Below are 26,995 nucleotides of genomic sequence, written 5' to 3' on the forward strand. Positions count from 1 at the left end.
GAGCCGGGATCGGCATCGGCGTCGATCCGGTCCGCGGTCCACCACGGCCGACCACCCGGCCACCCGGCCACCCGGCCACCGCAGCGTCGGCACCGGCACCGGCACCGGCACCGGCACCGGCACCGGGGAAATGGTCCCGCACGTACCCAGCACGTGCTGGGTACGTGCCTCCTTCACCAACGGCCGGCTGCCCTCCCGCGACGCGCCGGCCGCATGGCCCCGGGGAGCGCCGCGCTCAGCCCGCCGGGACCGGTGCCGGGCGGGCCGGCGTCTCGTCGGTGGACGGAGCCGCCGGGGTCGCCGGCTTGGCGGCCGGGCGGAGGAGGAAGGCGCAGGCGAGGGCGGCCAGCAGGGCGAGCGAGGCCGAGACGGTCAGGCACAGCCGCATGCCGTCGAGGAAGGAGTCGCCCAGGGCGGTCAGGGCCGGGCCGGTGGCCGCGTTCAGGTCGAGCCCGGCCACGGCACCGAGACCCTGCTCGCGGGCGGTGTCGACGACGAGGTCCCCGGTCCGTGCCGGTACGCCCGCGTCGGCGAGGCGGCCGGGCAGCGCGTCGAGCGCCCGGGTGGTCAGCAGGGCGCCGAGCACGGCGGGGCCGAGGGCGCCGCCGACCTGGCGGAAGGCGTTGTTCCCGGCGGCGGCCATCCCGGCCAGGTGATACGGGACGGAGGACACCGCGGAGGCGGTCATCGGGGTGAGTACGGCGCCCATGCCGAGGCCCAGCAGGACCAGCCGCCAGGCGATCGAGCCGTAGGAGGTGTGGGCGTCGACGCCGGTCAGCGAGAGCATCGCGCCCGCCGCGACGACCAGGCCCGTGGTGATCAGGACCCGGGCGGAGACCCGGTGCATCAGGCGTCCGACGGGCAGGCCCGCGACGAGGGACACCCCGGACACCAGCACCATCCGCAGCGCCGCATCGATCGTGGTCAGGTGCTGCACCATGCCGAAGTACAGGCTCAGCACGAAGAAGAAGCCGATCAGCCCGAGGAAGCTGATCATGGCGACCAGGGCGGTGGCGGTGAAGGCCGGGCTGCGGAACAGTGCCAGGTCGAGCATCGGGCTCGCGCTGCGGCGCTCCACGACGACGAACACGACCGCGGCGACCGCGCCGAGCACCAGGGCCGTCACCACGGCGGGCTCGCCGAAGCCGTCCGCGCCGCCCTCGATGACGCCGTAGACGACCGCGGTGACGGCGACGGCCGCACTGATCTGGCCGGGCCAGTCGAGGCGGCGGCCGTGCGGGGCGCGCGAGTCGGGCAGCCGGAACGCCGCGACGACCAGCACGACCAGGGAGACCGGTACGGGCAGGAGGAAGATCCAGCGCCACGCGACGTGCTCCAGCAGCACACCGGCGATCAGCGAGCCCACGGCGAGCGAACCCATCAGGGACATCGCCCACAGACCGATGTACTTGCCCCGCTCACGGTGGTCGGGGACCGCGTGGCTGATCAGCGCCAGCGTCGTGGGCAGCAGCGCCGCCGCCCCCAGACCGGAGACCGCCTGACCGGCCCACACCCACTGCACCGAGTCCGACGCCAGCGATATCGCCGCGCCCAGCGCGCAGAGGGCCATGCCCGTCTGGAACACCCGCTTGCGGCCGTGGACGTCGCCCCACACCCCGGTGGTCAGGATCAGCGCGGCCATCGGCAGCACGAACGCGTCCGACACCCAGGACAGCTGGGACGTCGAGGCGCCCAGCGCCCGCTGGATGGCCGGCAGGCTCACCGACACGGTGGTCACGGGGAGGTAGGCGACGAAGACGCCCAGACAGGCCATGACGAGCGTGACGCCGCGCCCTGATCTGTCCTGTGTCGTTGCGGGATTCACGAAGAGGTTCCTTCTGCTGCGGGGGTGCCGCACGGGCACCGGCTGCGACATGGGCACCGCCGTCCGGCGGGCGCCCGCTCCCGGGCGCACCGGCGTACCACCGCGTTCCGCGCTGTCCACCGAATCACCCGCAAAGCCGCCGACCAGCTTCTCCCCGACCGTCGCTCCATCCCCAAGCGATCCCGGCGAACGTCACGAAACCTCCGGACAGGACGCTTCTTATGTGACCATTCCTCCATGCCTGACGATCTGGACCGCAAAATCATTCATGGGCTGAACTGCTCGCCCCGGGTCTCCTTCCGCCGCCTCGGCGAGGTCGTCGGCGTGTCCGAGCAGACCGTGGCACGCCGCTACAACGCCCTGCGCCGCAGTGGCGTCATCCGCGTCGTCGGGGTGAGCAGCCCCGCCGCCCTCGGCAGGTCCGAGTGGATCGCGCGGCTGCGCTGCCGCCCGGACGCCGTGGGGCCGCTCGCGGATTCCCTGGCCCGCAGGCATGAGGTCGCGTACACGAGCATCGCGTCCGGCGGTTCGGAGATCATCTGCATCATCCGTTCGCCCGCCGGGACCGCCCGGGACGACGTGCTGCTGCGGCAGCTCCCCCGGGCCGCCTCGGTCCTGGACCTCAACGTCGACCTGCTCGTCCACGCCTTCGGCTCCCCGGACACCGCCGGGTGGACCGGCCGGGAGGGCTCGCTCACCGACGGGCAGGTGCGGCTGCTGACCGCGGAACGCCCCACCCCCACCGGTCCCCCGCTCCCCGCGACCGACGAGGACCTCCCCCTCCTCGAAGCGCTGGCGGAGGACGGCCGCGCCTCCCACACCCGCCTCGCGGAGATCACCGGCTGGTCCAAGCCGCGCGTGGCCCGCCGGCTGGAAGCCCTGGAGGGCAGCGGCTCGCTGGTCTACGACGTCGACACCGTGCCCGAACGGCTCGGCTACGAGCTCAACGCCACGCTCTGGCTCCAGGTCGACCTGCCCCGGCTCCAGGAGATCGGCGAGGAGCTCAGCAGGCACGACGAGTGCGCCTTCGCCGCGGCCATCAGCGGCAAGCACAACATCATGGCCGTGGTCATCTGCAAGGACACCCCGGACTTCTACCGCTACCTCAGCGGCCGTTTCGCCCGCACCGAGGGCATCAGGGGGTACGAGATCAGCGTGCGGGTGCGCCGGCTCAAGCAGGCGGTCTCGCTCGTCCATCACGGGCGCCTGATCCACCCCGCGCTCGCCTGACACGCGCACGCGTACGCGGGGCGGACCGGCTCCGCGCGTTTCAGTTCTCCGAAACCGCCTGCTGGAAGCCGTAGTTGACCGCTGTCAGCCCGCCGTCCACGCGCAGCGTCGTCCCGGTGATCCAGGCCGCGTCGCGCGAGGCGAGGAAGGCGACGGCGGAGGCGATGTCCTCCGGCTCGCCGACCCGGCCGAGCGGGTAGAGGCCGCTCACCCGGGACAGTTCGGCGTCCCGGCCCGCCCAGGCGTCCGTGCGGATCGTGCCGGGCGCGACGAGGTTGACGCGTACGCCGCGCGGTCCCGCGTGGCCCGCGAGGGTGCGGGTGAGGCTGGCCAGGCCCGCCTTGGCGGCGCTGTAGCCGTGGTTGCCGAAGTCCTGTTCGCCGTTGACCGAGCCGATGTTGACGATCGCGCCCCGTCCGGAGGCCACCAGGTGCGGGAGGGCGGCGCGGGCGCAGCGGTAGGGGCCGGTGAGGGTGACGTCCAGGTCGCGCTGCCAGGCCTCGTCGGGCTCGTCCTCGAAGAGCGGGGCGTCGGTGGTGCAGGCGTACGCGTTGTTGACCAGCACGTCGAGGGAGCCGAAGGCGGCGACCGCGTGGGCCACCGCCGTCTCGACGGCCGCCCGGTCGGCCACGTCGCAGGGCAGCGCCTCGGCGGCCCCGCCCGTCTCGCGTATCGCCGCGGCGGCCTTCTCGGCGCGGTCCCCGTCCAGGTCGGTGACCAGGACGCGCGCGCCCTCCGAGGCCAGCCGGCGGGCCGTGGCCGCGCCGATGCCCTGGCCCGCCCCGGTGATGAGCACGCCGTATCCGTCGAACCGTGAACCAGCAGAGCGATGAGGAGTCATAGCGCCGACCGTACTGCCCTGACCAGTGCCTGGGCACGGGGATCGGCGGTCACTCCCTTCTGCAGACCGTTCGTCACATAGCCGAGCGCGACGCCGGATTCGGGGTCGGCGAAGCCGAGCGAGCCGCCCCGGCCGGGGTGGCCGAACGATCCGGGGGCGAGCAGCGGGGCCGCCGGGCCGTGCAGCATGTAGCCGAGGCCGAACCGGGTGTTGACGGCCAGGACCCGGTCCGGGCCCGCCGATTCCTCGGTGCGGGCGAGGGTGAGGGTGGCCGGGGCGAACAGGCGGTGGCCGTCGACCGGGCCGATCATCGCGGCGTAGCAGCGGGCCAGCGCGCGGGCGGTGGCGATGCCGTTGGAGGCGGGGAGTTCGGCCGCCCGGTAGCCGGGGTCGTTCTCGTCGGGGAGCGGGTCGATGGCGCCGAAGGCGCGGCGGGTGAGGGACTGCGGGTCGCGGTACGCCTCGACGACGGACCGCTTGGGCCGCACCCGCAGGGTGCCGCCGTCGCCCGGGGCCGCGGGCGGTTCGACGGGCCCGATGCGGCCGACCCGGTGGGCCTCGTCCGCCGGGAGGCCGAACCAGAAGTCCAGGCCGAGCGGGCGGGCGATCTCCTCGGCGATCCAGCGGCCGACGGTGCGGCCGGTGACCCGGCGCACCAGTTCGCCGACTAGCCAGCTGTAGGTCTGGGCGTGGTAGCCGTGGTCGGTGCCGGGTTCCCACTGGGGCCGCTGGGCGGCGACGGCCTGCGGGCCGGAGATCCCGTCGGCCGCCTCGGAGGGGGTCAGCGGGCAGTCGAGCGCGGGGAGTCCGGCCCGGTGGGACAACAGGTGGCGGACGAGCACGCGTTCCTTGCCGGCCGCCTTGAACTCGGGCCAGTACGTGCCGACCGGGGCGTCGAGGTCGACCTGGCCGCGCTGGTGCAGCAGCAGCGGTACGGCGGCGGCGATGCCCTTGCCCGCCGAGCGGACGATCTGCACCGTGTCCACGGCCCATGGTTCGGTGCCGTCGACGTCTCTCGTTCCGGCCCAGAGGTCGACGACCTTCTGTCCGTCCCGGTAGACCGTGACGGCGGCGCCGCGTTCGCCGCGCTGCTCGAAGTTACGGATGAAGGCATCCCTGACCGGTTCGAATCCGGTCGCCACCGTGCCCCGTACGTCCACGCCTGCTCCTGCGCTCCCGCTCATCCCCCCATGGTGCATCCCCTCGCGGGTACCGGGTGTGGCGGGTCACCTCATGTTCACCGTCGCGGAACATCCAGGGTGACGGAGCGCGGGTCGAAGCCGAAGGGCAGCTCCAGGCGGTAAGCCCGCATCAGCGTCTCGTCGCAGAGCAGGTCCTGTGTGCGGTCGTCGGCGGCGATGACGCCCTCGCTGAGGATCACCGCGCGCGGGCAGAGCTCCAGGGCGTACGGCAGGTCGTGCGTGACCATGAGCACGGTGACGTCCAGGGACCGCAGGATGTCGGCGAGTTCGCGCCGGGAGGCCGGGTCCAGGTTGGAGGACGGCTCGTCCAGGACGAGGATCTCCGGCCGCATGGCGAGGACGGTGGCGACGGCGACGCGGCGGCGCTGGCCGAAGGAGAGGTGGTGCGGCGGCCGGTCGGCGTACTCCTCCATGCCGACCTGTTTCAGGGCCTCGGTGACACGCTCCTCCAGTTCGGCGCCGCGCAGCCCGGAGGCGGCGGGGCCGAAGGCGACGTCCTCGCGGACGGTGGGCATGAAGAGCTGGTCGTCGGGGTCCTGGAAGACGATGCCGACCCGGCGGCGGATCTCGGCGAGATTGCGCTTCTCGACGGGGAGGCCCGCGACCCGGACCCTGCCCGCGCCGGCGTCGAGGATGCCGTTGAGGTGGAGTACGAGGGTGGTCTTGCCGGCGCCGTTGGGGCCGAGCAGGGCGACCCGCTCGCCCCGGCCGACCGTGAGGTCCACCCCGAAAAGCGCCTGGTGGCCGTCGGGGTAGGCGTAGGCGAGGCCGCTGACTTCCAGGGACGGTGCGAGGGCGGTGGGCTGACTCATAGGGACCATCCCAGCAGACAGATCGCGAGGGCGAGCACGGGGAGTACGGCGGCGTGCGCCCACTGGGCGCGGGAGGCCGTCACCTCGTCGATGACCGGCATGGAACCGGCGTAGCCGCGGCTGACCATCGCGAGGTGGACGCGTTCGCCGCGCTCGTACGACCTGATGAAGAGCGCGCCCGCCGACTTGGCCAGGACACCCCACTGGCGTACGCCGCGCGCCTCGAAGCCCCGGGAGCGGCGGGCGATCGACATCCGGCGCATCTCGTCGGTGATCACGTCGCCGTACCGGATCATGAAGGAGGCGATCTGGACGAGCAGCGGCGGCAGCTTCAGCCGCTGGAGGCCGAGCAGCAGCGAGCGCAGTTCGGTGGTGGAGGCGAGAAGTACGGACGCGGCGACGCCGAGGGTGCCCTTGGCGAGGACGTTCCAGGCGCCCCAGAGGCCGGGGACGCTGACGGAGAGGCCGAGGACCTGGGTCTGCTCGCCGGGCACCACGAACGGCATGAGCAGCGCGAACGCGACGAACGGCACCTCGATGAGCAGCCGCTTGAGCAGGAAGCCCGCCGGGATGCGGGCGATGGCGGTGACCGCGCCGAGCAGCACCGCGTACAGCCCGAACGCCCACACCGACTCGCGGGGCGTCGAGACGACGACCACGACGAAGCAGAAGGCGGCGGCGATCTTGCAGTGCGGCGGCAGGTCGTGGACGGGCGAGTGGCCGTGCCGGTAGAGCTTGTGTGCGTGTCCCGCGCCCATGTCAGACGTTTTCGCTGGTGCGTGCGGTGTCGTCGGGGGCGTCCTGCGTACGGCGGCGGCGGACCACGTAGAAGACGCCGCTGCCGACCACGATCGTGGCGCCGACGCCGATCACTCCGGCGAGGCCGCCGGAGAGCCGGGCGTCGGAGATGTCCTTGACGCCGTAGTCGGCGAGCGGGGAGTCCTTGGCCGCGTGTTCCTCGGTCTTCTTGTCGATGCCCTGGTCGGCGGCGACCTTCTCCAGGCCGTCGGGGTCGGCGGAGGCGTAGTAGGAGACGAAGCCCGCCAGGACGAGGGCGGTGACCAGGCCGGTGGCCCAGATCCCCCGGTGGGAGCGGGCGGCGACCGGGGTGGCCGGCTGCGGGGCGGGGGCGTCGACGAGTTCGCCGTCGACCCGGAGCTTGAGCGAGGAGGTGAGCCCGCGGGCGCCGTGGACCAGGTCGGGGCGGACCGCGATGACGGCGCCGACGGTCAGCGCGGTGATCACGGCCTCGCCGATGCCGATCAGGACGTGGACCCCGACCATGGCGGTGAAGACCTTGCCGATCGGGATGTCGGTGGTGCCGCCGATCCAGTAGATCAGCGTGAAGACGCAGGCCGCGGCCGGTACGGAGACCAGGGCGGCGACGAAGGACGCGCCGGTCACGGAGCGGCGGGTCTTCGGCAGCACCTTGAGCAGCCCGCGGAAGAGGGCGTACGCGACGACGGTGGTGGTGATGCCCATGTCGAGCACGTTCACGCCGAGCGCGGTGAGGCCGCCGTCGGCGAAGAGGATGCCCTGCATCAGCAGGACGACGGTGACGCAGAGCACGCCGGTGTACGGCCCGACCAGGATCGCCGCCAGCGCCCCGCCCAGCAGATGCCCGCTGGTGCCCGCCGCGACCGGGAAGTTCAGCATCTGCACGGCGAAGATGAACGCGGCGACGAGACCGGCGAGCGGCGCGGTGCGCTCGTCCAGTTCCCGGCGGGCGCCCCGCAGGCTGACGGCGACCGCACCGGCCGCGACGACTCCGGCTGCGGCGGAGACGGGCGCGTCGATGAATCCGTCGGGTACATGCATGTGGGGGCTCCGCTTCCTGCGGTCCTGCGTTGCTGCGGACGATGTCGTGAACCGCTCAATGATAGGACCTTGTTGCGAACCCTTCGCAAGAGCGGCTGCATCACGACTGTCGACCGCACCGCTTGCGGAAAATATGGGACATTGGAGGGCGAAGCAGTACGCACAGGAGGAGTCGTTCCATGCCCCCCGTGATCCATGAACAGGCAGATGCCTGGCTCGTCAACGACACCCCCGATCTCCCGGCCGTCCCGGTCGACCTGCTGTACGACGCCGACAAGGACCCGCGCACCGTCCACGTCGCCTTCCCCGGCGGCGACGAGTGGGCCTTCGCCCGCGATCTGCTGGAGGGCGGGCTGCGCGCCCCCACCGAGCGCGGCGGCGTCCGCGTCTGGCCCTGCGGACGGACACAGCTGGTCGTGGAGGTCCATTCGAAGGAGGGCGTGGAGGTGGTGCAGTTCGACAGCGCGCCACTGATCCGCTTTCTGCACCGCACGCACACCGACGGGGGCGCCAGACCCGCGCCCGACGCGACGCCCGCGTGACCGGCCCCACTCGACCGGCCCATTCGGCCGGACCCGCGTGACGCGCCCGTCCCCGCCGTATGACGGAAGCCCCCGTGCCGCTCGCACGGGGGCTTCCTCATGTGCCCCGGCCCCCGTCCCCACAGGTGACCGGCGCGTCCGGGGCCGCGCTCCGCTCAGGCGCGGCCCCGGAGGCTCTTCCACGGCCCGACGGGCCCCGGGCGCAGGGCTCAGACCCGGGTCAGCTCGCGCTCACCCCCGGCGTCGCCGCCGGGCGTCTCGGCGAGCTGCTCGCGCAGCCCCTCGCCCTCCACGTCCACGTTCGGCAGGATCCGGTCCAGCCAGCGCGGCAGCGACCAGGCGCGGTGGCCGAGCAGGGCCAGGACCGCGGGGACGATCGCCATCCGGACCACGAACGCGTCGAAGAAGACGGCGATGGCGAGCGAGAAGCCGATCATCTTGATCATCTGCTCGCTGGAGCCGATGAAGCCGGCGAAGACCGCCATCATGATCACGGCCGCGGCCGTGACGACCCGGGCGCCGTGCCGGAAGCCGGTGACGATCGCCTGGCCCGGCTTCTCGCCGTGGACGTACGCCTCGCGCATCCGGGTCACCAGGAAGACCTCGTAGTCCATCGCGAGGCCGAAGACCACGCCCACCATGAAGATCGGCATCATCGACATGATCGGACCGGTCTGCTCCACCCCGAAGAGCGAGCCGAGCCAGCCCCACTGGAAGACCGCGACGACCGCGCCCAGGGCCGCGACGACCGAGAGCAGGAAGCCCAGAGCCGCCTTCAGCGGCACCAGCACCGACCGGAAGACCACCATCAGCAGCAGGAAGGCGAGTCCGACCACGAGCGCCAGGTACGGCAGCAGCGCGTCGTTCATCTTCTGCGAGAAGTCGATGTTCATCGCGGTGGAGCCGGTGACCAGGACCTCGGCACCCGTGTCGGACTTGATGTCCTTGCCCGCGTCACGGATCGAGTGGACCACGTTCTCCGTGTCGACGGAGCTCGGCCGGTCCTCCGGGACGACGGTGATCATCGCGGTGTCGCCGGCCTTGTTGAACTGGGCCGGGGTGACGGCGACGACGCCCTTCATGCCGGAGATCTCGTCGGAGACCTGCTTGGCGGCGGTCTTTCCGTCGGAGCTGTTCGCGGTGTCCACGACGACCATCAGCGGCCCGTTGAAGCCGGGGCCGAAGCCCTCGGAGAGCAGGTCGTAGGCGCGCCGCTGGGTGGTGCTGGTGGGCTGGGAACCGTCGTCGGGCAGGCCCATCTCCAGGGAGGCGGCCGGGACGGCGATCGTGCCGAGGCCGATGACGCCGACCAGCAGCACCCACACCGGCTTGCGCAGCACGAACCGCGCCCAGCGGGTGCCCATGTTCGGCTTGTCCTCGGCCCGGGCCGGGCCCTCGGCGCCGCCCGGGGCCGCGGCGGCCTTGCGCGCCTTGCGTCCCATGACCCGCCTGCCCGCGAAGCCCATCATCGCCGGGACCAGGGTGAGCGCGATGAGGACGGCGATCGCGACCGTGCCGGCCGCGGCGAAGCCCATCTTCGACAGCATCGGGATGTTGACGACGGCGAGGCCGACCAGCGCGATGACGACGGTGAGACCGGCGAAGACGACCGCGGAGCCCGCCGTGCCGACGGCCCGTCCGGCCGCTTCCTCGCGCTCCCGGCCCTCGGCCAGCTCGGCCCGGTAGCGGGAGACGATGAACAGCGCGTAGTCGATGCCGACCGCGAGGCCGATCATCATCGCGAGGGTGGAGGTGGTGGAGCCCAGATCCAGTACGTTCGCCAGCGCGGTGATCGTCGAGACGCCGATGCCGACCCCGATCAGGGCGGTGAGCAGCGGCAGCCCGGCGGCGATCAGCGAGCCGAAGGTGATGACCAGCACCACCGCGGCGATGGCGACACCGATGATCTCGGTGGCTCCGGTCTCCGGCATCGCCTGGAGCGCGTCACCGCCGATCTCCACGGTCATCCCGCTCTTCTGCGCCGCGTGGCCCGCGTCCTCCAGGGCCTCCCGGGTCGCGTCGGTCAGCTCCATCGAGTTGACCTTGTAGGAGACCGAGACGTACGCGGTGGAGCCGTTCTTGCTGACGGCGTCGGCCGTGTACGGGTCGGTGACCGAGGCGATCTGGTCGGAGCCGGACTTCAGCTCGCCGACGACCTTGCGGACCTCGGCCTTGTTCGCCGGGTCGGTCATCTTCTCGTTGCCGGGGGCCTTGAAGACGACCCGGGCGCTCGCACCGTCGGCACTGCCCCCGGGGAAGCGCTGTTCCAGCAGGTCGAAGGCGCGCTGCGCCTCCGTGCCCGGGATCGAGAAGGAGCTGGAGGTGGCGGTGGACGCGGAGGCCGCGCCGAATCCGGCGAGCGCCAGCAGTGCCACCCAGATCAGGGCGACATAGCGGCGGCGCCGGAAGGACAGCCGTCCGAGTTTGTAGAGGAATGTGGCCACGGAGGGGTACTCCCGGGTCGGGTCGTGAGTGGAAAAGGGCGTGAGGAACCAGCCCGACGACGAGAGCGGCGTGTCAGGTGGGGCTTGGGGAGGGGGCCGTGCGATGGGGACGGACCGCACGGGGCGGTCCGGGGGGTCAGACTCCGAGAGCGGGGAGAATCACGGAGTCGACGTAATCGGTGAGGAACGCCTGGTCGACGGCGCGGTCGTCGACCAGCTGCCGAGCGGTGAAGGCACCGATCAGCATGTGCGATACATATTTCAGCGCCGGGTTGTCCGGACGCAGTTCACCCCGGTCCACGGCTCGGCGCAGCAGCGTGTCGAGGCCGGTCATCTCCGGCTCGATCAGCAGCTCGCGCAGGGCCTGGAGCAGATCGGGATTGTCGTGGACGGCATGGGCCAGACCCCGCATCAGCGCGGAGTTCTTCTCCATCTGACAGTCGTCGCTGCGGCCCAGGGCGGCGTGGAAGTCGCCGCGCAACGACCCGGTGTCGATCTCTCCGAGGGACACCGGCTTGTTGTTCCGCAGGGCCTTGACGACCAGCTCGGGCTTGCTCCCCCACTGGCGGTAGAGGGTGGCCTTGCTGGAACGGGTGCGAGCGGCGACGGCATCCATGGTCAGGGCGTCGTAACCGACTTCGCGGAGCAGGTCGAGCACGGCGGCGTACAGCTCGCTCTCGCGCTCGGGCGTGAGCCGGGTGCGTGCCATGTCTCGACCTCCCGTTCGGGTGCTCGTACTTCTGCTGCTCGTACGCCAGTCAATCGAACGAAACTGTTTCGTACACATCGACGGTACCCCGCCCGTCCAGCGAAACGGAATCGTTTCGCTTGTGTTCCGCACCACAACCGGCCCGCACCACGAGTTGCCGGGGCCCTTCCACGCGGAAAGCATTGAAGGGTGAGTGACGACGTCGCGTATCTCCGTTTCCCGCACCTCCACGACGACCTGCTCTGCTTCGCGGCCGAGGACGACCTCTGGGTCGCCCCCCTCGCGCCCGAGGGGGAGCGGCCCGGCCGCGCCTGGCGGCTGACCATCGACCGGACCCGGGTCAGCCACCCGCGCTTCTCCCCCGACGGCAGCCGGATCGCGTACACGACCTGGCGCACGCTCGATCCCGAGATCCATCTCGCACCGGTCGAAGGCGGCCCGGCCCGCCGGCTCACCTACTGGGGCTCGACGGACACCCGGGTCTGCGGCTGGACCCCCGACCCCCCGGACGCCGCCCACATCCTCGCCGTGTCCTCGCACAGCCAGCCGTTCTCGCACATCTCCTGGGCCTACAGCGTCCCCACCGACGGCAGCCCCGGCGGCAAGCTGCCCTGGGGCCCGGTCTCCGACATCGCGGTCGCCGACATCGACGGCGAACGGCGCACCCTGCTCCTCACCGGCACGCCCCCGCACGAACCGGCCGCCTGGAAGCGGTACCGGGGCGGTGCGACCGGCCGGCTCTGGCTGCACGGCAAGCGCCTGCTGCCGGACATCGGCGGCCATCTCGCCTCACCGATGTTCGTGGGCGGCCGGATCGCGTTCCTCTCCGACCACGAGGGCGTCGGCAATCTCTACTCCTGCCGGCCCGACGGCACCGACCTGCGCCGCCACACCGACCACGACGCCTTCTACGCCCGGCACGCCTCCAGCGACGGGCACCGGATCGTCTACCAGTGCGCGGGCGACCTGTGGCTGGTCGACGACCTGGCCTCGCCGGACGCGGTGCCCCGGAAGCTGGAGGTCCGGCTCGGCGGGCCGCGCACCGGACGGCGCGTCCACCAGGTCCCGGCCGCCAGCAACATCGACTCGCTCTCCGTGGACGAGACGGGCCGGGCCAGCGCCGTCACCGTACGCGGCAGCCTGTACTGGCTCACCCACCGCGACGGCCCCGCCCGCACCATCGCCGACACCCCAGGGGTCCGGGTCCGGCTGCCCGAGATGCTCGGCAGCGGCGGCCAGGTCGCCTACGTCACGGACGCCGACGGCGAGGACGCGATCGAGATCGCCTACCTGCCGCGCGCCAGCGGCGACCGCGCGCCGCGCCGGCTGGCCTCCGGACAGCTCGGCCGGGTCCACGAACTGATCGCCGACCCGGACGGCGAACGCCTCGCCATCGCGACCAACGACGGACGGTTGCTGCTCCTGGACACCGACGAGGAGATCTCCACCGGCGAACCCACCGAGCTGATCCGCTCCATCAACGGCCCGGTCCGCGACCTGGCGTTCTCCCCCGACGGCGCCTGGCTGACCTGGTCGCACCCCGGCATCGGCCGCTCGCTGCGCCAGATCAAGCTGGCCCGCATCATGGGCACCGGCGCGCCCGTGATCGTCGACGTCACCAACGGCCGCTTCGAGGACGAGAACCCCGTCTTCACCGGCGACGGGCGCTATCTCGCCTTCCTCTCCTGGCGCGGCTTCGACCCGGTGTACGACGTCCACACCGGCGACCTCTCCTTCCCGCTGGGCTGCCGCCCGTACCTGGTGCCGCTCTCGTCCGCCACCCCCTCCCCGTTCGCCCTCTCCCCGGAGGGGCGCCCGGCGGCGGGCGGGCTCGATCCGGCCGACGACATCCCCGACGCCGTTACGGGCGAGGGTCCGTCGACGGTCACCGTCGAGTTCGAGGGCCTGGAGAACCGGGTGACGCCCTTCCCGGTCTCCGCCTCCAAGTACTCGGCGCTGCACCCGGTGAGCGGCGGCGGGCTGGTCTGGCTGCGCTGGCCGATCTCCGGCGCGCTCGGCGAGACCTTCGCCAACCCGGCGGACATGTCGGGCCGCCCCACCCTCGAACACTTCAACATCGTCAAGGCCAGGAAGACCGAACTGGTCGGCCACCTCGACTGGTTCGCGGTCAGCGGCGACGCGAGCCGGCTGGTCGTCATGGACGAGGGCGAGCTGCGCGCCGTCCCCGCCACCGAGCCCGGCGACAGCGACTCGACGGTCTACCTCGACCTGCGCCGCATCCTGCACGAGGTCGACCCGGCGGCGGAGTGGCGGCAGGCGTACGAGGAGGGCGGCCGCATCATCCGCTCCTACTTCTGGGACCCGGACATGTGCGGCATCGACTGGACCGCCGTGCTCGACCAGTACCGCCCGCTGGTCCAACGGGTCGCCTCCCCCGACGAGTTCGCCGACCTGATGCGCGAGGTCCTCGGCGAACTGGGCACCTCGCACGCCTATGTGACCCCGGCCCGCCGCAACGAGGGCCCGCCGCACTACCAGCGGGCGATCGGCCTGCTCGGCGCGAACCTGGTGTGCCGGGACGGCGACTGGACGGTCCGGCGCATCCTGCCCGGCGACTCCTCCGACTCCAAGGCCCGCTCCCCGCTGGCCGGTACGGGCATCCGGGAGGGCGCGGTCCTCACCCACGTGGACGGACGCCCGGTCGACCCGGTCGCCGGTCCGTATCCCCTCCTCACCGCGGCGGGCGGCACCACCGTCGAGCTGACCTTCCGCCCGGCCGGGGGCGGGAGTCTCCCCCGCCGCGTCGCCGTCGTCCCCCTGGTCGACGAGAGGCCGCTGCGCTACCAGGACTGGGTGGCCAAACGCCGTGACGTCGTACGGGAGTTGAGCGGCGGCAAGTGCGGCTATCTGCACATCCCCGACATGGGCGGATCGGGCTGGGCCCAGTTCAACCGGGACCTGCGCCTGGAGGTGTCCCGGCCGGCCCTCATCGTCGACGTGCGCGGCAACGCGGGCGGCCACATCAGTGAGCTGGTGGTCGAGAAACTGACCCGCACCATTCTCGGCTGGGACCTGACCCGCAACGCCCAGCCGGTGTCGTACGCCTCCAACGCCCCGCGCGGCCCGGTGGTCGCCCTGGCCGACGAGGCGACCTCCTCCGACGGCGACATGATCACCGCCGCGTTCCGCCTGCTGAAGCTCGGCCCGGTCGTGGGCCAGCGGACCTGGGGCGGTGTCGTCGGCATGACCGGCCGGACCAGGCTCGGCGACGGCACGGTGATCACGGTGCCGATGAACGCGGCCTGGTTCGACACCTACGGCTGGTCCATCGAGAACCACGGCGTCGAACCGGACCTGGAGGCGCTGCGCACCCCCCTCGACTGGGCGGAGGGCCGGTACGCGGTGCTGGACGACGCGGTACGGGTGGCCCTGGACCTGCTGGCCGCCCAGCCCGCGGCGGTCCCGCCGACGTACGAGGACGTCCCCGACCGGCGACGGCCGCCGCTGCCGCCCCGGTAGTCACGGTCACGGGCGGCACGACGGAACGTGCCGCACACGAACGGGACGCCCACCGGCCGTGAGCGGGCCGGCGGGCGTCGGGTTCGGCGATCAGTGGATGACGATGGAGAACCAGGCGTCGGCACTCTTGCCATCGGTGTCCGTGGCCCAGACCCGCGCCTGCCGCTTGTTCGGGTCGCAGTTGGAACCGGCAGCTCCCCACGAGTAGGCCACGATCTTGCCGCGACTGAGCGAGGTGACACTGGGAAGGACCTTGTGCCCGGCGAAGTCGGGGTCGCTGAAGGTCACGCAGTAGTCGCCGTCGCCCAGACGCGCGACGCTGTCGACCCCCTTGGCAAGCCGCACCGTGCCGTCGCCCTGGACCGTCGCGCCGGCCTGTGCGTACGGGGCCCTGACGTTGTCGGCCACGGCGACGGCCACCCCTGCGGTGACCGCCACGACGGACACGCCCACGGCACCGAGGACGAGCGAGCGGGCACCCCTGCTCTTGAACATGCGATTTCTCCTTGAGGAAAGTCCGAGGGCCCATCGAGAGCCGTCGCGACTCCCCGAAGTCAAACAGACACAAAGAGTGAATAGATGCAGGCCGAGGGGCGCATCACCCGGACGCCTGACGCCGGTCAAGCGGGCGTTACGGCGGTGTTGACCGGAGTGATCCGGCTCACCCCGTGTCACAGCTCCACTGCCCCCGGTGTCTTGATGCCAAAAGCAGGCAACGGAACCGGACGGAGACGCAGACACCATGAACAAGAACACCGGCGTGGTCGTGATCGGCGGAGGTTACGCGGGCGTCACCGCCGCCAACCGGCTGGCCCAGCAGACCGACTTGACCGTGACACTGATCAACCCGCGCCCCGACTTCGTCGAGCGCATCCGACTCCACCAACTGGTCGGTGGAAGCAATGACGCCGTCGTCGACTACGCGGAGGTCCTGGCCGGGAACATCCGGCTGGTGGTCGACAGCGTGGCGACGATCGACGCGGCCGGGCGCGGCGTGGAACTCACGGGCGGCTCCACGGTCGGCTACGACTACCTGATCTACGCGGTGGGCAGCGGCAGCGCCGCCCCGGACGTGCCCGGCGCGGCGGAGTTCGCCCACCCGATCGCCACCCTGGAGGAGGCGCGGCGGCTGCGTCCGCTCCTCGACGCCGCACCCGCGACGGCCCCGGTGACCGTGGTCGGCTCCGGCCCGACCGGCATCGAGACCGCCGCCGAACTGGCCGAGGAGGGCCGGGCCGTGACCCTGGTCTGCGGCGAGGAGCTCGGCCCGTATCTGCACCCCCGGGGCCGCCGCGCGGTCGCCCGGACCCTCGCCGAGCTCGGTGTGGCCGTGGTCGAGGGCCCCGGCGCCCGGGTGGCCGCCGTGACCGCCGATGCCGTACGGCTCGACGACGGCCGGGAACTCCCCAGCCGGGTCACCGTCCGGGCCGCCGGATTCAGCGTGCCGGACCTGGCCGCCCGCAGCGGCCTGACCACCGACGCCGTGGGCCGTCTGCTCACCGACGAGACCCTGACGAGCGTGGACGACCCGCGCATCGTCGCGGCCGGGGACGCGGCGGCACCGGCCGACGCGCCGTTCCGGATGAGCTGCCAGGCCGCGGGCCAGCTGGGCTCGCGCGCCGCCCGCACGGTGCTCAGCCGGATCGCGGGCGAGCAACCCGCGCCCCTGAAGGTACGGTTCGCCGGCCAGTGCATGAGCCTGGGCCGCCGCACCGGGTTCTTCCAGTTCGCCTCGATGGACGACCGCGCGAACCCGCTGTACCTGGGTGGCCGCCCCGGTGCGAAGCTCAAGGAGATCGTCTGCAAGGCCACCGTCAAGCAGCTGGTGAACGAGGCCCGCAGGAGCGGCCCGCGCGCCGAACGCGCCAAGGAACCGGCCGCCGCCGGACAGACGGCCTGAGCTCCGCGAGCCGGGCTCCGAGGAGAGGCAAGAAATGAACGACGACCACGCCACCCCCGACCCGGCGACCGAGGCCTTCGTCGCCCATCGCAACCTGCTCTTCACCGTCGCCTACGAAATGCTCGGATCGGCGGCCGACGCGGAGGACGTCCTCCAGGAGACCTGGCTGCGATGGGTCGAGGTCGACCCGGAACAGGTGCGCGACGAGCGCGCCTATCTGGTCCGGATCACCACCCGGCAGTCCCTCAACCGGCTGCGCACACTGTCGCGCCGCAAGGAGGCTTACGTCGGCCCCTGGCTTCCCGAACCGGTACTCACCGCGCCGGACGTGGCCGAGGACGTCGAGCTCGCCGAGAGCGTGTCGATGGCCCTGATGCTCGTCCTGGAGACCCTGTCGCCGACGGAACGCGCCGTCTTCGTGCTGCGCGAGGTCTTTGCCGTCGACTACGACGAGATCGCCGCCGCCGTCGAGAAGACCCCGGCGGCCGTCCGCCAGATCGCGCACCGCGCCCGTCGCCACGTCGACGCCCGCCGCCCCCGTGCGGCGGTCTCGGCGAGCGTGTCCCGGGCGGCGGTGGACTCGTTCCGGCGCGCCCTGGAGACCGGGGACCTCCAGGGCCTCCTGGACGTGCTCGCCCCCGACGTGGTCCTCCTCGGCGACGGCGGCGGCATCAAGCAGGCCGCCCGACGGCCGATCATCGGCGCCGACAAGGTGGCCCGCTACCTCGTCGGCGGCGCCGGCAAGACCACCGCCACGATCACCATCAGCCCCACCCTGGCCAACGGCAACCCGGCCTTCCTGCTGCGCCTGGACGGCGTTGTCGACGGCGTCGTGGCCTTCCGGATCGAGGACGCCCACATCACCGGCCTCTACTACGTACGCAACCCGGAGAAGCTGACCCGCGTCGACTCCGAGACCCCGCTCACCCTGCGCTGACCCCCTTCACCGGTCCGTCCTTCGCCGAAGGACGGACCGGGGGCCCGCAACTCGCACCAGACCGTCTTCCCGTACGGCCCCTGCTCGACGCCCCACCGCAGCGCCAGCGCGTCCACGAGCGCCAGCCCCCGCCCCGACTCGTCGCCACCGGACGCGGTGCGCAGTGCGGGCCAGGCGCACGGCTCGGGGTCGCTCAGTTCGACCCGGACCCTGCCGGTACGCGTACCGCTGACCCGGAGCGTGACCGGCGTCCCCTCACCGAGATGCACGATCACATTGGTCAGCAACTCGCTGACACAGAGCAGCAGATCGGGCGAGTCCACGCCCCCGCACCGCTCCCGCAGGGTGTGCCGCATCTCCGGTACGGCCTTCGGTACGGCGAGCAGATCCACCGTGAGCGGCAACACGGTCATCCACCGGCCGCCGAGCGCAGCACCTCGGCCATCCGGCGCGCGGTCGCCACATTGCAGTTGCCGAGCGCGACCAGCGGCGGCCGGGTCGCCCGCGCGGCGAGGGTCAGCGGGTCGACGCCGAGCGTCGGCAGCGTGATGCCGTGGGCGGCGAGCGCGGCGCGGAGCGCGTTGATGTCCGGGCCGATGTCGTGGGCGGTGAAGTCGTACGTGTCGTCCATGAGAGGGCATCCACCTTTCGTTGCTGACTGTGACGAACGCCTCACAGGCTGCCGCACGGACCCCTACCGTGAAAGAACTTCCCGCTCCACAACGAACAGCGCGAAAGGCGGTCAACAGTGGCCACACGCAAGGAGATCGACGGCTCGGCGGGCGTCCCGCAGTTCTACGGAAAGGAGCTCCGCTTCAAGCGGGAGGAAGCGGGCCTGACCCTGGAGAAGCTGGTGGACGGCAGCTTCTACGGCGTCACGTACATGAGCGAGATCGAGCACGGTCACCGGCGGATGCCCGAGGACCTGGCCCGGCACGTGGACCGGGTGCTGGGAACGGACGGGTTCTTCCAGCGGCGGTGCGAGGACGTGCGGAAGGCCCGGCGGAAGGGGCACGCGGAGTATTTCGAGCGCGTCCTGGAGACTGAGAAGAAGGCCGAAACAATCGACGAATGGTCTCCGACAGTCTTCCCTGGCCTGCTTCAGACAGAGCCGTACGCACGTGCGCTGTTCCGCGTCGAGAGGACGCCGGATCTACCAGAAGAAATCGACGCCAAGGTCAATGCGCGGCTGGAACGGGCTCAACTCTTCGAGAAGGACCACCGGACGCCGCAGTACTGGGTCGTTCTGCCTGAGTCGCTGCTGTGGATGCCGATCCTGCCGCCGCAAGAGATGGCCGGGCAGCTCGCCCACATCGCTGATCTCGCCAAGAGAAGCCGGATCATTACGCAGATCCTGCCGTGGAACACTGGAGCGCACACTCTCATGCTGAACAACGCCATGCTGCTGGACTTCCCGGATGCGCCCCCGCTCTTCTACACGGAGGGCCAGCATCACGGAAACACCATCGACGATCCGACGATCGTGAAGCAGTATCGGAGGTCGTACGATCTGCTCCGGGCCGCCGCCCTGCCCCCGGAGGAATCCCTCGCCACGATCCAAAAAGCAACAGAGGACTATCGAAATGGTGCGCACCCAAATCAACTTGAGCGCCGCAATCTGGCGTAGGAGCAGCCACAGCAACACCTCCGGTGGTAACTGCGTCGAAGTCGCCGCAGGTTTCGCCCGCTGGCGCAAGAGCAGCCACAGCAATTCCTCCGGCGGCGACTGCCTCGAAGTCGCGGACGGCCACCGAGACCTCGTCCCCGTCCGCGACTCCAAGCGCCCCGAAGGCCCCGCGCTCGTCCTCCCCGCGTCCGCCTGGACCCCGTTCGTCGAGGCCCTCAAGGCGTCCTGACCACTGAGCAATTCGATGCGGCCCCCGCACCGGGCACGTCAGTAGGGCAGGCCCTCGGAGGCTGCGCGCAGTGCGGCGATGAGGCATGTGGCGATTTCGCTCCCCGACGCCCCCGGATCCTCCGCGTACCGGCGGGCGAAGTCCTCCGACGCCGCGCGCAGGGCGCCGTTGAAGGTTGCCGCGTGCACCTTGATCCGGAGGTCGTCGGCGCTGCCGCCGGACCGCTGGGCGAGGAGTTGCCCGAGGACGGGCAGGGCGTCGTCGTGGGCCTGGAGCCAGACCGCGCGCAGTGCCGGGTCGGTGGTCGTCATGCGGATCAGGTCGAGGATGACCGGGGCCCCGGCGGGCAGTTCGCCGACCCGCAGGGATTGCGTGACGAAGTCCAGCAGGCTCATGTCCGCCGGCCAGTGGCGCAGTTGGTCCACGGCGAACTCCAGCCCCGCTGAGAGCAGCGGCAGTACGCAGCTCTCCTTGGTGGGGAAATGACGCCACAGAGTGCGGGAAGAGATGCCCACGGCCTGGGCGATCTGCTCGCCCGTCGTGCCGGTGACGCCCTGTGAGGCGAACAGCCGGACAGCCTCACCGGCGATCTCGAAGCGGAGAGCCGCCTTGCGCCGCTCGGCGAGCGACGGCCTGGCAGCTGCCTGAACTTCCCACCCGCGTCCCGCGGATGGCGCTTCGCCCACCCTCGCCCCCGCCCCTCGTCCCTGCTGCCGCAGCATAGCGAGCCATTGAAAACTGGCGCATGCCGACGTCTTGTCACTCACTGACACGCGGACCTACGCTGCCGTAAGTGACTCACGAGTAACTGCATTGATTCATAAGGCACTTGGTGTGCCCGGCCGCACCGGACGAACTCAGGCGACATCGATCACTCAAACGACGAACGAGGAGCCCCACATGAGCCGCACGAAGACCCGTTCTCGTTCCATCCCCACCCCCACCCCCGCCCCGGCAACCGGTCGTGGCGCCGGGGCCGGCCTGCGCCTGCTGGCCGGTGTCGTCGTCGCCGGCACGGTCTGCGCCGGCCTTTCGGCCGCACCGGCCACTGCCGCCGCCACCACCGCGGACCCCGTCGTCTCCCGCGGGGTGACCATCCCCGCCTTCTACACCCCGCCCAACGAACTGCCCTCGCCCAACGGGGCGTTGATCCGTACCGAAGCACTGCCGCTCGGACTGAGTATCCCCGGCCTGGACGGCCGCCCGATGCCGGGCACCGCGACCCGCCTCATGTACCGGTCCACCGACTCGGCCGGACAGGCCGTGGCCGTGACCGGCGCCTACATCGAGCCCTCGGCCGCCTGGAAGGGCACCGGGCCGCGCCCCCTGGTCGCGGTGGCTTCGGGCACCATGGGCCAGGGCGATCAGTGCGCGCCGTCCTTCGCCCTGCAGAACCCGCTCACCCTCAACGGCGACACCGTGTCCGTGGGCTACGAGGCCCTGGCGATCTACCGGCTCCTGTCGACCGGCGCCGCGGTCGTCGTGACCGACTACGTCGGCCTCGGCACCACCGACCGTCTGCACACCTACGTCAACCGTGTCGACGAGGCACACGCCCTGCTGGACGCGGCCCGCGCCGCCCGCGCCGTATCCGGGGCGTCGGTCACCGCGGCTTCGAGAACCGGTCTGTACGGATACAGCCAGGGCGGCGGTGCCAGCGCGGCGGCCGCCGAACTCCAGCCCTCCTACGCGCCCGACGTCCCGCTCTCCGGAACGTACTCCGGCGCACCCCCGGCGGACCTGACCTCGGTCATGAAGGGGATAGACGGCAGCGCGCTCGCCGGCGCGCTGGCCTGGTCGATCAACGGATTCGCCCAGGCCGACCCCGATCTGCGGGCGGTTGTCGACGCGAACATCAACGCCGACGGCCGGGCCGCCCTGGCGGACGCGTCGACCATGTGCGTCGGCGACGCACTGTTCGGCTACGGCTTCACCAAGAGCAGCAAGTGGACCACCAGCGGCAAGTCCATCGGTGACATCATCGCCGCCGACCCCCGCGCGCAGGCGGCCCTGGACAAGCAGCGCATCGGCACGCTCAAGCCGGCCGGGCCCGTGCGGCTGGCCACCGGCGTCCAGGACGACATCGTGCCCCACGCCCAGGCCCGGAAGCTCGCCGTCGACTGGTGCAACAAGGGCGCCGACGTCACCTACGACGCCATCGTGCTGCCGAACCTCGGCGACAAGATCCTCACCAACCACCTCGTCCCGCTCATCACCGACCAGGGCGACGCCGTCTCCTGGCTGACCGACCGCCTCTCCGGCAAGGCCGCCACCTCCAACTGCTGGTCCATGCCGATCCAGCCCTGACCTCACCACTCCCGCACGAATCCGCCCCGCACGAATCCGCCCCGTACGAATCCGCCCCATACGAATCCGCCGCGTACGAATCCGCCGCGTCCACCGGTGCAGCACCCCCGGTGGACGCGGCATGTGCCGGGCGGACCACTCGGTGTCGTCCGCCCCGGAGGAGGAGTGGCGCGCCACCCTCGCCGGGATACGCGCAAAGCCGCTTCCGCGAGACTAGGAGCCGACCGACCCCTCCCGGCCTCCCGGCCCGACTCCCGGCAGGAGCGACAAAGTGGACCAGCTCACGTACGACGACATCAAGGCCGCCACCGACCGGACCACCGGGCACATCCGCCCGGTCGCCGTCACACCCGCCGGCCCCGACGAGCGGTCCGAGCAGCCCTACGAGCTCTGGTTCGCGCTGGAGTTCATGCAGCACACCGGCTCCTTCAAGGCGCGCGGCGCGCAGAACTTCATCCAGGCCCACCGCGAGGCGGGCACCCTGCCGGACGCGGGGGTGACCATCGCCTCCGGCGGCAACGCCGGGCTGGCCTGTGCGTGGGCCGCCCAGCAGCAGGGCGTACGGGCCACGGTGTTCCTGCCGAGCGTCGCCCCGGCGGTGAAGGTCGCCAAACTGCGCGGCTACGGGGCGGACGTGCGGCTGGTCGGTGCGGAGTACGCCGAGGCCCTCGAAGCGTGCGAGGAGTTCGCCGCCTCGTCCGGCGCGCTCGCCGCGCACGCCTACGACCACCCGCTGATCGCCGCCGGGGCCGGCACGCTGATGGAGGAGATCCACGCCCGGATCCCCGGCCTGGACACCGTGGTGGTCTCGGTCGGCGGCGGCGGTCTGTTCGCCGGCGTCGCCACCTCCGCCCGGCACCACGGCATCCGCACGGTCGCCGTCGAGCCGGAGAACTGCCGGGCACTGAACGCCGCCCTGGAGTCCGGCCGGCCGGTCGACGTCCCGGTCGACTCGGTCGCCGTCGACGCCCTCGGCGCCCGACGGGTCACCTCCCTGGCCCTGCACGCCGCCCGCGAGAACGACGTCCGCTCCGTCCTGGTGCCGGACGGCGAGATCGTCCGCGCCCGCCGGGCGCTGTGGGACCACCGCCGCATCGCCGTCGAGCACGCCGCCTCCACCGCACTGGCCGCGCTCACGGCGCCGGGCGGCGGCTACCGGCCGGGCGCCGGTGAACGGGTCGCCGTGGTGCTGTGCGGGGCGAACACCGACCCGGGCGACCTGGCGCACCCGGCGGCCGAGGACTGAGGCCGAGCACCGAGGCCGGGGCCGGGACCGCTGAGAGCCCCGGCCCGCACCGTGCGAAAGGGGCGCACCCGGAGATCCGGGTGCGCCCCTCTCAGGCAACGCGCAGTGTCGCGACCGGCACGTCAGCGCTCGCGGCGCTCGCGGAGCTCGTCCGTCGTGGCCCGGGCCTTGTCACGGCCCTGCTGCGACGTCTTCGAGGCCCGCTCGGACACGTTCTGCATCCGCTCGCGGCCCTCGGTGCGCGCCCGCTCCTGGCCTTCGGTGCGCATGCGCTCCTGGCCCTCGGTGCGCGTCCGCTCCTGGCCTTGGCCGCGGCCCTCGCCGCCCTTCTTCTTCGCCTGGTCGGCGAGCTGCTGCGCCTTGTCCTTGAACTGGTCTGCGATAGCCATTCCGTTCACTCCTAGTGGGTGCTTGGGGGACGGTCCGTGAGGACCTCGATCAGCGTCGCAGGCCCCGGCACCCACCGCATGTCGATCACTTACGCTGCGTAGTCGTCGCCCGTGCCGCCTGGTCGGCGGCGCCCCCGGCGCCGACGAGACCCTTGCTCACGCCGTCCAGCCGCGACCCGAACCTGCGGACCTCCCGCTGTCCGACGACGCCTATCAGCGAGGGCAGGTAGCCGCGCACGGACTGCATCCCGCGCAGCCACCACTGCGCGTACACGTGCGGGGACCGGCGCTCGATGCCGGCCACGATCCGGTCGACGGCGGGACCCAGCGGATAGGTGCGGTTCGCCGGCCAGGGCAGCCGCTGGCGCAACTCCCGCATCACGTCGTCCTGGTCGGCGCCCCGCACCATGTCCGTGTCGGTCCAGGACAGATAGCCGACCCCGACCTTCACGCCCCGGTGGGCGACCTCGGCCCGCAGGCTGTGCGCGAAGGCCTCCACGCCCGACTTGGACGCGCAGTACGCGGTCATCATCGGTGCCGGGGTCATCGCCGCGAGCGAGGCGATCTGGAGGAAGTAGCCGCGGCTCTCCATGAGCACCGGCAGGAAGGCCCGGCCGGTGACCGCGCCGCCGATCAGATTGACCTCGATGACCCGCCGCCACGCGTCGGGGTCCGAGTCGACGAACGGCCCGCCCGAGGCGACCCCGGCGTTGGCGACGACGACGTCGATCTTCCCGAACCGCGCCTTGACCTCCTGGGCGACCCGCGCCATCGCCTCGTGGTCGGTGACGTCCGCGAACCAGTGGTCGCTGTCCGAGTGCAGCCGCTCGGAGACCTTCTTCAGTTCGTCCGGCTCCAGCCCGACCAGCGCGAGCGTGGCGCCGCGCGCCGAGAGCTTGCGGGCCAGCAGTTCACCCACGCCACGTGCCGCGCCCGTGACGACGACGACCTGTCCTTCGAGACTCCGCCTGTCGCTCATGCGACCTCCTCCTTCTCGGCCGTACCGTCCGTGCCCGCATCCGCACCCGTGCCGTCCGCCGGGACGTACCCGGTGACAAGTTCCCGGATCTTCGCCGTGACCGCCTCCGGTGCCTCCACCGGCGTCATGTGGCCCATGCCCGTCAGCTCGGTGAGCCCCAGGCAGTCGGGCAGCGCCGCCGCGAGGGCGCGGGCGTGCACGGGCGGCGTCATCCGGTCCTCCGTACCCGCGATCACCGCCGTGGGCACCCTCAACTCCCGTACGCCCGCGTCGAGATCGAGCTCCGCGAGGACATGCCCCCAGGGCGCCCTGGCGCCGCGCGGGCAGGCGTGCACGATCCGGGCGCAGGCGTCCACCCGGTCGGGAGCGGAGCCCGCTCCCATCGTCGCGTACTTGAGTATCCGCCGGGAAACCGGTGTGACCGGTCCGAGCGGGGCCTTCGCACGGAGGATCGCGCGGGTCATCCCGGTCCGGACGGCACCGGCCCGCACCGGCACCACCAGCGACTCGGCGGCCAGCCGGGAACTGCCGGTGCTGCACAGCAGTACGGCCGCCGCGTGCTCGCGCAGCCCGGCCCGCCCTGAGGCGGCCATGATCGTCATGCCGCCCATGGAGTGCCCGGCGATCACGGCCTTCTCCCCCGGTGCGAGGGTGGCGGCCAGCACCGCTTCGAGGTCGTCGGCGAGGGCCTCGGTGCTGTATCCCTCGCGGCCGACGGCGGGCGAACGGCCGTGTCCCCGCTGGTCGTAGACGACGACCCGGTGGTCCGCCGCGAGATCCCGTACCTGAGCGGCCCAGAAGTGGGTGCTGCACGTCCAGCCGTGCGAGAGGACCACCGCCGGGGCGCCGTCCCGCCCGTGCACCTCGACATGGATCCGGGCGCCGTCGGCGGAGCGGGCGGTCAGCTCGTGCGCGGGGACCGGCGGGGTGTTGTCGCGCCGCAGCAGCCGGCTCATCGCACGACCTCCTCGGCGACGGCCTCCGCCGGGGCGGCGGCCCGCTTCGGTATCCGGACGACCTCGTACTCCGAGAGGTCGACCGACCGCGTGACCTTGCGGAACTCGGCGGTGGTGCCCGGCCAGACGGTGGTGTTGCGCCCGTTGGCGTCCAGGTACCAGCTGTTGCAGCCGCCGGTGTTCCACACGGTGCGCTCCATCCGTGTCTGGATGCGGCGGTCCCAGGCGCCGACCGCCGAGGGGCGGGCGTCGAGCGCGACGCGTCCGCCCAGCACGTTGAGCTGGCGCAGGTAGTCGGCCATGTAGTTCAGCTGGGACTCGATCATCAGGACCATCGAGGAGTTGCCGAGCCCGGTGTTGGGGCCGATGACCGTCATGAAGTTGGGGAAGCCGGCGGCGCTGGCGCCGCGCAGCGCCTGCATGCCGTCCTTCCAGGACTCGGCGAGCGTGATGCCCTCCGCGCCCACCACGCGCTCGGCGATCGGCATGTCGGTGACGTGGAAGCCGGTGCCGAAGACGATCGCGTCGGCCTCGGTCTCCGTACCGTCGGAGGCGACGAGCGTGGAGCCGCGCACCTCGGCCAGGCCGGAGGTGATCACGTCCACGTTGGGCTTCGCGAGCGCCGGATAGTAGGTGCTGGAGAGCAGGATGCGCTTGCAGCCGATGCGGTACGAGGGGGTCAGCTTGGCCCGCAGCACGGGGTCCTTGATCGCCTTCGCCATGTTGGCCTTGGCTATCCGCTCGACCAGGCCCAGTTCGTTCGGGTGCTTGGTGAAGGCGCTGACCTGCAACTCCCGTATGCCCCAGAGCAGTCCGCGGCGCGCGGTGCCGGTGACGGGCAGGGCGCGGTGCAGCCAGCGCTCGGCGCCGCTGATCTTCCGGTCCATGCGCGGCATGACCCAGGGCGGGGTGCGCTGGAAGAGCGCCAGGCCGGCGACCTTCGGCTGGATCGCGGGCACGATCTGGATGGCGGAGGCACCGGTGCCGATCACGGCGACGCGCTTGCCGGTCAGGTCGGCGTCGTGGTCCCAGCGGGCCGAGTGGAAGACCTTGCCGGGGAAGCCGGCGAGACCGGGGATGTCCGGCGTCTTCGGGTCGGAGAGCGGACCGGTCGCGGAGACGACGAAGTCGGCGGTGAAGGAGGCCCCGTTGGCGGTCTCGATGGCCCAGTGGAGCTCCTCGCGGTCCCAGCGCATGACCGTCACCTCGTGACCCAGCCTCAGGTGCGGCCTCAGTCCGAAGGTGTCCGCGACATGCTCCAGGTAGGTGCGGATGTGCTCCTGGCCGGAGAAGGTGCGCGGCCACTCGGGGTTGGGTGCGAAGGAGAACGAGTACAGGTGGGACGGTACGTCGCAGGCGCAGCCGGGATAGCTGTTGTCGCGCCAGGTGCCCCCGACGGAGTCGGCCCGCTCCAGGACGACGAAGTCCGTGATGCCTTCGCGGCGCAGCCGGACGGCGGCGCCGAGGCCCCCGAATCCGGATCCGATCACCGCCACTCGTACGTGCTTGTGCTGGGCCATGC

Annotated in this window: 25 protein-coding genes; 9 read left to right on the forward strand and 16 right to left on the reverse strand. The window is 71.9% G+C overall.

Annotated features, from left to right (window positions below; translation table 11 throughout):
• Positions 1-235: 235 nt before the first annotated feature.
• Positions 236-1,774 carry an MFS transporter gene (locus tag AB0D53_RS22985; RefSeq protein WP_362449522.1) on the reverse strand — a complete coding sequence of 513 codons (1,539 nt, stop codon included), beginning with the start codon at positions 1,772-1,774 and terminating at the stop codon, positions 236-238.
• 288 nt (positions 1,775-2,062) lie between these two features.
• Here AB0D53_RS22985 and AB0D53_RS22990 point away from each other — a divergent pair, with 288 nt between their 5' ends.
• Positions 2,063-3,055 (forward strand): AsnC family transcriptional regulator, encoded by a 993-nt coding sequence (locus AB0D53_RS22990; protein WP_362449441.1) that lies wholly within the window; start codon positions 2,063-2,065, stop codon positions 3,053-3,055.
• Between the two features lie 40 nt (positions 3,056-3,095).
• Here the strand turns inward: AB0D53_RS22990 and AB0D53_RS22995 are convergent, their stop codons facing one another.
• From AB0D53_RS22995 to AB0D53_RS23015, 5 genes are all read right to left on the reverse strand, one after another.
• Positions 3,096-3,896 (reverse strand): SDR family NAD(P)-dependent oxidoreductase, encoded by an 801-nt coding sequence (locus AB0D53_RS22995; RefSeq protein WP_362449443.1) that lies wholly within the window; start codon positions 3,894-3,896, stop codon positions 3,096-3,098.
• The gene (locus AB0D53_RS23000) at positions 3,893-5,056 is read right to left on the reverse strand and encodes a serine hydrolase domain-containing protein (protein ID WP_329818484.1); all 1,164 of its coding nucleotides are present in this window, start codon (positions 5,054-5,056) and stop codon (positions 3,893-3,895) included. The genes AB0D53_RS22995 and AB0D53_RS23000 overlap by 4 nt, the downstream gene beginning before the upstream one ends.
• A gap of 77 nt (positions 5,057-5,133) precedes the next feature.
• Positions 5,134-5,910: an ABC transporter ATP-binding protein gene (locus AB0D53_RS23005; RefSeq protein WP_362449445.1), complete on the reverse strand. Its 777-nt coding sequence runs from the start codon at positions 5,908-5,910 to the stop codon at positions 5,134-5,136.
• Positions 5,907-6,668 (reverse strand): cobalt ECF transporter T component CbiQ, encoded by a 762-nt coding sequence (gene cbiQ, locus AB0D53_RS23010; protein ID WP_329818429.1) that lies wholly within the window; start codon positions 6,666-6,668, stop codon positions 5,907-5,909. The genes AB0D53_RS23005 and cbiQ overlap by 4 nt, the downstream gene beginning before the upstream one ends.
• Position 6,669: 1 nt before the next feature.
• Entirely contained in the window at positions 6,670-7,728 is a 1,059-nt protein-coding gene (locus AB0D53_RS23015; RefSeq protein ID WP_362449447.1) for an energy-coupling factor ABC transporter permease, read from the reverse strand.
• Positions 7,729-7,907: 179 nt separating this feature from the next.
• On the opposite strand from AB0D53_RS23015, the gene AB0D53_RS23020 reads away from it, so the two are divergent.
• Positions 7,908-8,270: an SsgA family sporulation/cell division regulator gene (locus AB0D53_RS23020; protein WP_362449449.1), complete on the forward strand. Its 363-nt coding sequence runs from the start codon at positions 7,908-7,910 to the stop codon at positions 8,268-8,270.
• A gap of 209 nt (positions 8,271-8,479) precedes the next feature.
• Here the strand turns inward: AB0D53_RS23020 and AB0D53_RS23025 are convergent, their stop codons facing one another.
• A complete protein-coding gene (locus AB0D53_RS23025; RefSeq protein WP_362449451.1) occupies positions 8,480-10,714 on the reverse strand; it encodes an MMPL family transporter in 2,235 nt (744 codons plus the stop codon).
• A gap of 136 nt (positions 10,715-10,850) precedes the next feature.
• Positions 10,851-11,423 carry a TetR/AcrR family transcriptional regulator gene (locus AB0D53_RS23030; RefSeq protein WP_362449453.1) on the reverse strand — a complete coding sequence of 191 codons (573 nt, stop codon included), beginning with the start codon at positions 11,421-11,423 and terminating at the stop codon, positions 10,851-10,853.
• A gap of 189 nt (positions 11,424-11,612) precedes the next feature.
• Here AB0D53_RS23030 and AB0D53_RS23035 point away from each other — a divergent pair, with 189 nt between their 5' ends.
• Complete coding sequence (locus tag AB0D53_RS23035) at positions 11,613-14,903, forward strand: S41 family peptidase (RefSeq protein WP_362449455.1); 3,291 nt, start codon at positions 11,613-11,615, stop codon at positions 14,901-14,903.
• A 90-nt stretch (positions 14,904-14,993) separates the two neighbouring features.
• Here the strand turns inward: AB0D53_RS23035 and AB0D53_RS23040 are convergent, their stop codons facing one another.
• Entirely contained in the window at positions 14,994-15,398 is a 405-nt protein-coding gene (locus AB0D53_RS23040; protein ID WP_362449457.1) for a hypothetical protein, read from the reverse strand.
• Between the two features lie 247 nt (positions 15,399-15,645).
• On the opposite strand from AB0D53_RS23040, the gene AB0D53_RS23045 reads away from it, so the two are divergent.
• Together AB0D53_RS23045 and AB0D53_RS23050 are read left to right on the forward strand one after the other, a co-directional pair.
• Positions 15,646-16,803, forward strand: coding sequence for an FAD-dependent oxidoreductase (locus tag AB0D53_RS23045; RefSeq protein WP_362449459.1), 1,158 nt, complete (start codon positions 15,646-15,648; stop codon positions 16,801-16,803).
• 34 nt (positions 16,804-16,837) lie between these two features.
• Complete coding sequence (locus tag AB0D53_RS23050) at positions 16,838-17,740, forward strand: RNA polymerase sigma-70 factor (RefSeq protein WP_362449461.1); 903 nt, start codon at positions 16,838-16,840, stop codon at positions 17,738-17,740.
• Here the strand turns inward: AB0D53_RS23050 and AB0D53_RS23055 are convergent.
• The gene (locus AB0D53_RS23055) at positions 17,677-18,153 is read right to left on the reverse strand and encodes an ATP-binding protein (RefSeq protein ID WP_362449463.1); all 477 of its coding nucleotides are present in this window, start codon (positions 18,151-18,153) and stop codon (positions 17,677-17,679) included. The genes AB0D53_RS23050 and AB0D53_RS23055 overlap by 64 nt on opposite strands.
• Positions 18,150-18,371 carry a hypothetical protein gene (locus AB0D53_RS23060; RefSeq protein ID WP_362449465.1) on the reverse strand — a complete coding sequence of 74 codons (222 nt, stop codon included), beginning with the start codon at positions 18,369-18,371 and terminating at the stop codon, positions 18,150-18,152. The genes AB0D53_RS23055 and AB0D53_RS23060 overlap by 4 nt, the downstream gene beginning before the upstream one ends.
• Positions 18,372-18,488: 117 nt before the next feature.
• Here AB0D53_RS23060 and AB0D53_RS23065 point away from each other — a divergent pair, with 117 nt between their 5' ends.
• Together AB0D53_RS23065 and AB0D53_RS23070 are read left to right on the forward strand one after the other, a co-directional pair.
• The gene (locus tag AB0D53_RS23065) at positions 18,489-19,367 is read left to right on the forward strand and encodes a helix-turn-helix transcriptional regulator (RefSeq protein ID WP_362449468.1); all 879 of its coding nucleotides are present in this window, start codon (positions 18,489-18,491) and stop codon (positions 19,365-19,367) included.
• Positions 19,345-19,596 (forward strand): DUF397 domain-containing protein, encoded by a 252-nt coding sequence (locus AB0D53_RS23070; RefSeq protein ID WP_362449470.1) that lies wholly within the window; start codon positions 19,345-19,347, stop codon positions 19,594-19,596. The genes AB0D53_RS23065 and AB0D53_RS23070 overlap by 23 nt, the downstream gene beginning before the upstream one ends.
• 38 nt (positions 19,597-19,634) lie before the next feature.
• Here AB0D53_RS23070 and AB0D53_RS23075 read toward each other — a convergent pair whose 3' ends face one another.
• Positions 19,635-20,282 (reverse strand): TetR family transcriptional regulator, encoded by a 648-nt coding sequence (locus AB0D53_RS23075; RefSeq protein ID WP_362449472.1) that lies wholly within the window; start codon positions 20,280-20,282, stop codon positions 19,635-19,637.
• A gap of 214 nt (positions 20,283-20,496) precedes the next feature.
• Here AB0D53_RS23075 and AB0D53_RS23080 point away from each other — a divergent pair, with 214 nt between their 5' ends.
• Complete coding sequence (locus AB0D53_RS23080; RefSeq protein ID WP_362449474.1) at positions 20,497-21,903, forward strand: lipase family protein; 1,407 nt, start codon at positions 20,497-20,499, stop codon at positions 21,901-21,903.
• 271 nt (positions 21,904-22,174) lie between these two features.
• The gene (locus tag AB0D53_RS23085; protein ID WP_362449476.1) at positions 22,175-23,149 is read left to right on the forward strand and encodes a threonine/serine dehydratase; all 975 of its coding nucleotides are present in this window, start codon (positions 22,175-22,177) and stop codon (positions 23,147-23,149) included.
• Positions 23,150-23,271: 122 nt separating this feature from the next.
• On the opposite strand, the gene AB0D53_RS23090 is transcribed toward AB0D53_RS23085, so the two are convergent.
• From AB0D53_RS23090 to AB0D53_RS23105, 4 genes are all read right to left on the reverse strand, one after another.
• A complete protein-coding gene (locus tag AB0D53_RS23090; protein ID WP_362449478.1) occupies positions 23,272-23,538 on the reverse strand; it encodes a hypothetical protein in 267 nt (88 codons plus the stop codon).
• An 85-nt stretch (positions 23,539-23,623) separates the two neighbouring features.
• Positions 23,624-24,517: an SDR family oxidoreductase gene (locus AB0D53_RS23095; RefSeq protein WP_362449480.1), complete on the reverse strand. Its 894-nt coding sequence runs from the start codon at positions 24,515-24,517 to the stop codon at positions 23,624-23,626.
• Positions 24,514-25,473, reverse strand: a complete 960-nt coding sequence (locus tag AB0D53_RS23100; RefSeq protein ID WP_362449482.1) for an alpha/beta fold hydrolase — start codon at positions 25,471-25,473, stop codon at positions 24,514-24,516. Before AB0D53_RS23100 ends, AB0D53_RS23095 begins: the two co-directional genes overlap by 4 nt.
• Positions 25,470-26,993, reverse strand: a complete 1,524-nt coding sequence (locus AB0D53_RS23105) for an NAD(P)/FAD-dependent oxidoreductase (RefSeq protein ID WP_362449484.1) — start codon at positions 26,991-26,993, stop codon at positions 25,470-25,472. Before AB0D53_RS23105 ends, AB0D53_RS23100 begins: the two co-directional genes overlap by 4 nt.
• Positions 26,994-26,995: the final 2 nt, after the last annotated feature.

The sequence above is a fragment of the Streptomyces sp. NPDC048295 genome (assembly GCF_040652135.1).
Lineage (GTDB): Bacteria > Actinomycetota > Actinomycetes > Streptomycetales > Streptomycetaceae > Streptomyces.

Bases quoted from the DNA above. Each gene is read 5' to 3' on its own strand.
- AB0D53_RS22985 (WP_362449522.1), bottom strand. From the start codon at position 1,774: ATGGCCTGTCTGGGCGTCTTCGTCGCCTACCTCCCCGTGACCACCGTG.
- AB0D53_RS22990 (WP_362449441.1), top strand. From the start codon at position 2,063: ATGCCTGACGATCTGGACCGCAAAATCATTCATGGGCTGAACTGCTCG.
- AB0D53_RS22995 (WP_362449443.1), bottom strand. From the start codon at position 3,896: ATGACTCCTCATCGCTCTGCTGGTTCACGGTTCGACGGATACGGCGTG.
- AB0D53_RS23005 (WP_362449445.1), bottom strand. From the start codon at position 5,910: ATGAGTCAGCCCACCGCCCTCGCACCGTCCCTGGAAGTCAGCGGCCTC.
- cbiQ (WP_329818429.1), bottom strand. From the start codon at position 6,668: ATGGGCGCGGGACACGCACACAAGCTCTACCGGCACGGCCACTCGCCC.
- AB0D53_RS23015 (WP_362449447.1), bottom strand. From the start codon at position 7,728: ATGCATGTACCCGACGGATTCATCGACGCGCCCGTCTCCGCCGCAGCC.
- AB0D53_RS23020 (WP_362449449.1), top strand. From the start codon at position 7,908: ATGCCCCCCGTGATCCATGAACAGGCAGATGCCTGGCTCGTCAACGAC.
- AB0D53_RS23030 (WP_362449453.1), bottom strand. From the start codon at position 11,423: ATGGCACGCACCCGGCTCACGCCCGAGCGCGAGAGCGAGCTGTACGCC.
- AB0D53_RS23040 (WP_362449457.1), bottom strand. From the start codon at position 15,398: ATGTTCAAGAGCAGGGGTGCCCGCTCGCTCGTCCTCGGTGCCGTGGGC.
- AB0D53_RS23045 (WP_362449459.1), top strand. From the start codon at position 15,646: ATGAACAAGAACACCGGCGTGGTCGTGATCGGCGGAGGTTACGCGGGC.
- AB0D53_RS23050 (WP_362449461.1), top strand. From the start codon at position 16,838: ATGAACGACGACCACGCCACCCCCGACCCGGCGACCGAGGCCTTCGTC.
- AB0D53_RS23055 (WP_362449463.1), bottom strand. From the start codon at position 18,153: ATGACCGTGTTGCCGCTCACGGTGGATCTGCTCGCCGTACCGAAGGCC.
- AB0D53_RS23060 (WP_362449465.1), bottom strand. From the start codon at position 18,371: ATGGACGACACGTACGACTTCACCGCCCACGACATCGGCCCGGACATC.
- AB0D53_RS23080 (WP_362449474.1), top strand. From the start codon at position 20,497: ATGAGCCGCACGAAGACCCGTTCTCGTTCCATCCCCACCCCCACCCCC.
- AB0D53_RS23090 (WP_362449478.1), bottom strand. From the start codon at position 23,538: ATGGCTATCGCAGACCAGTTCAAGGACAAGGCGCAGCAGCTCGCCGAC.
- AB0D53_RS23095 (WP_362449480.1), bottom strand. From the start codon at position 24,517: ATGAGCGACAGGCGGAGTCTCGAAGGACAGGTCGTCGTCGTCACGGGC.
- AB0D53_RS23100 (WP_362449482.1), bottom strand. From the start codon at position 25,473: ATGAGCCGGCTGCTGCGGCGCGACAACACCCCGCCGGTCCCCGCGCAC.
- AB0D53_RS23105 (WP_362449484.1), bottom strand. From the start codon at position 26,993: ATGGCCCAGCACAAGCACGTACGAGTGGCGGTGATCGGATCCGGATTC.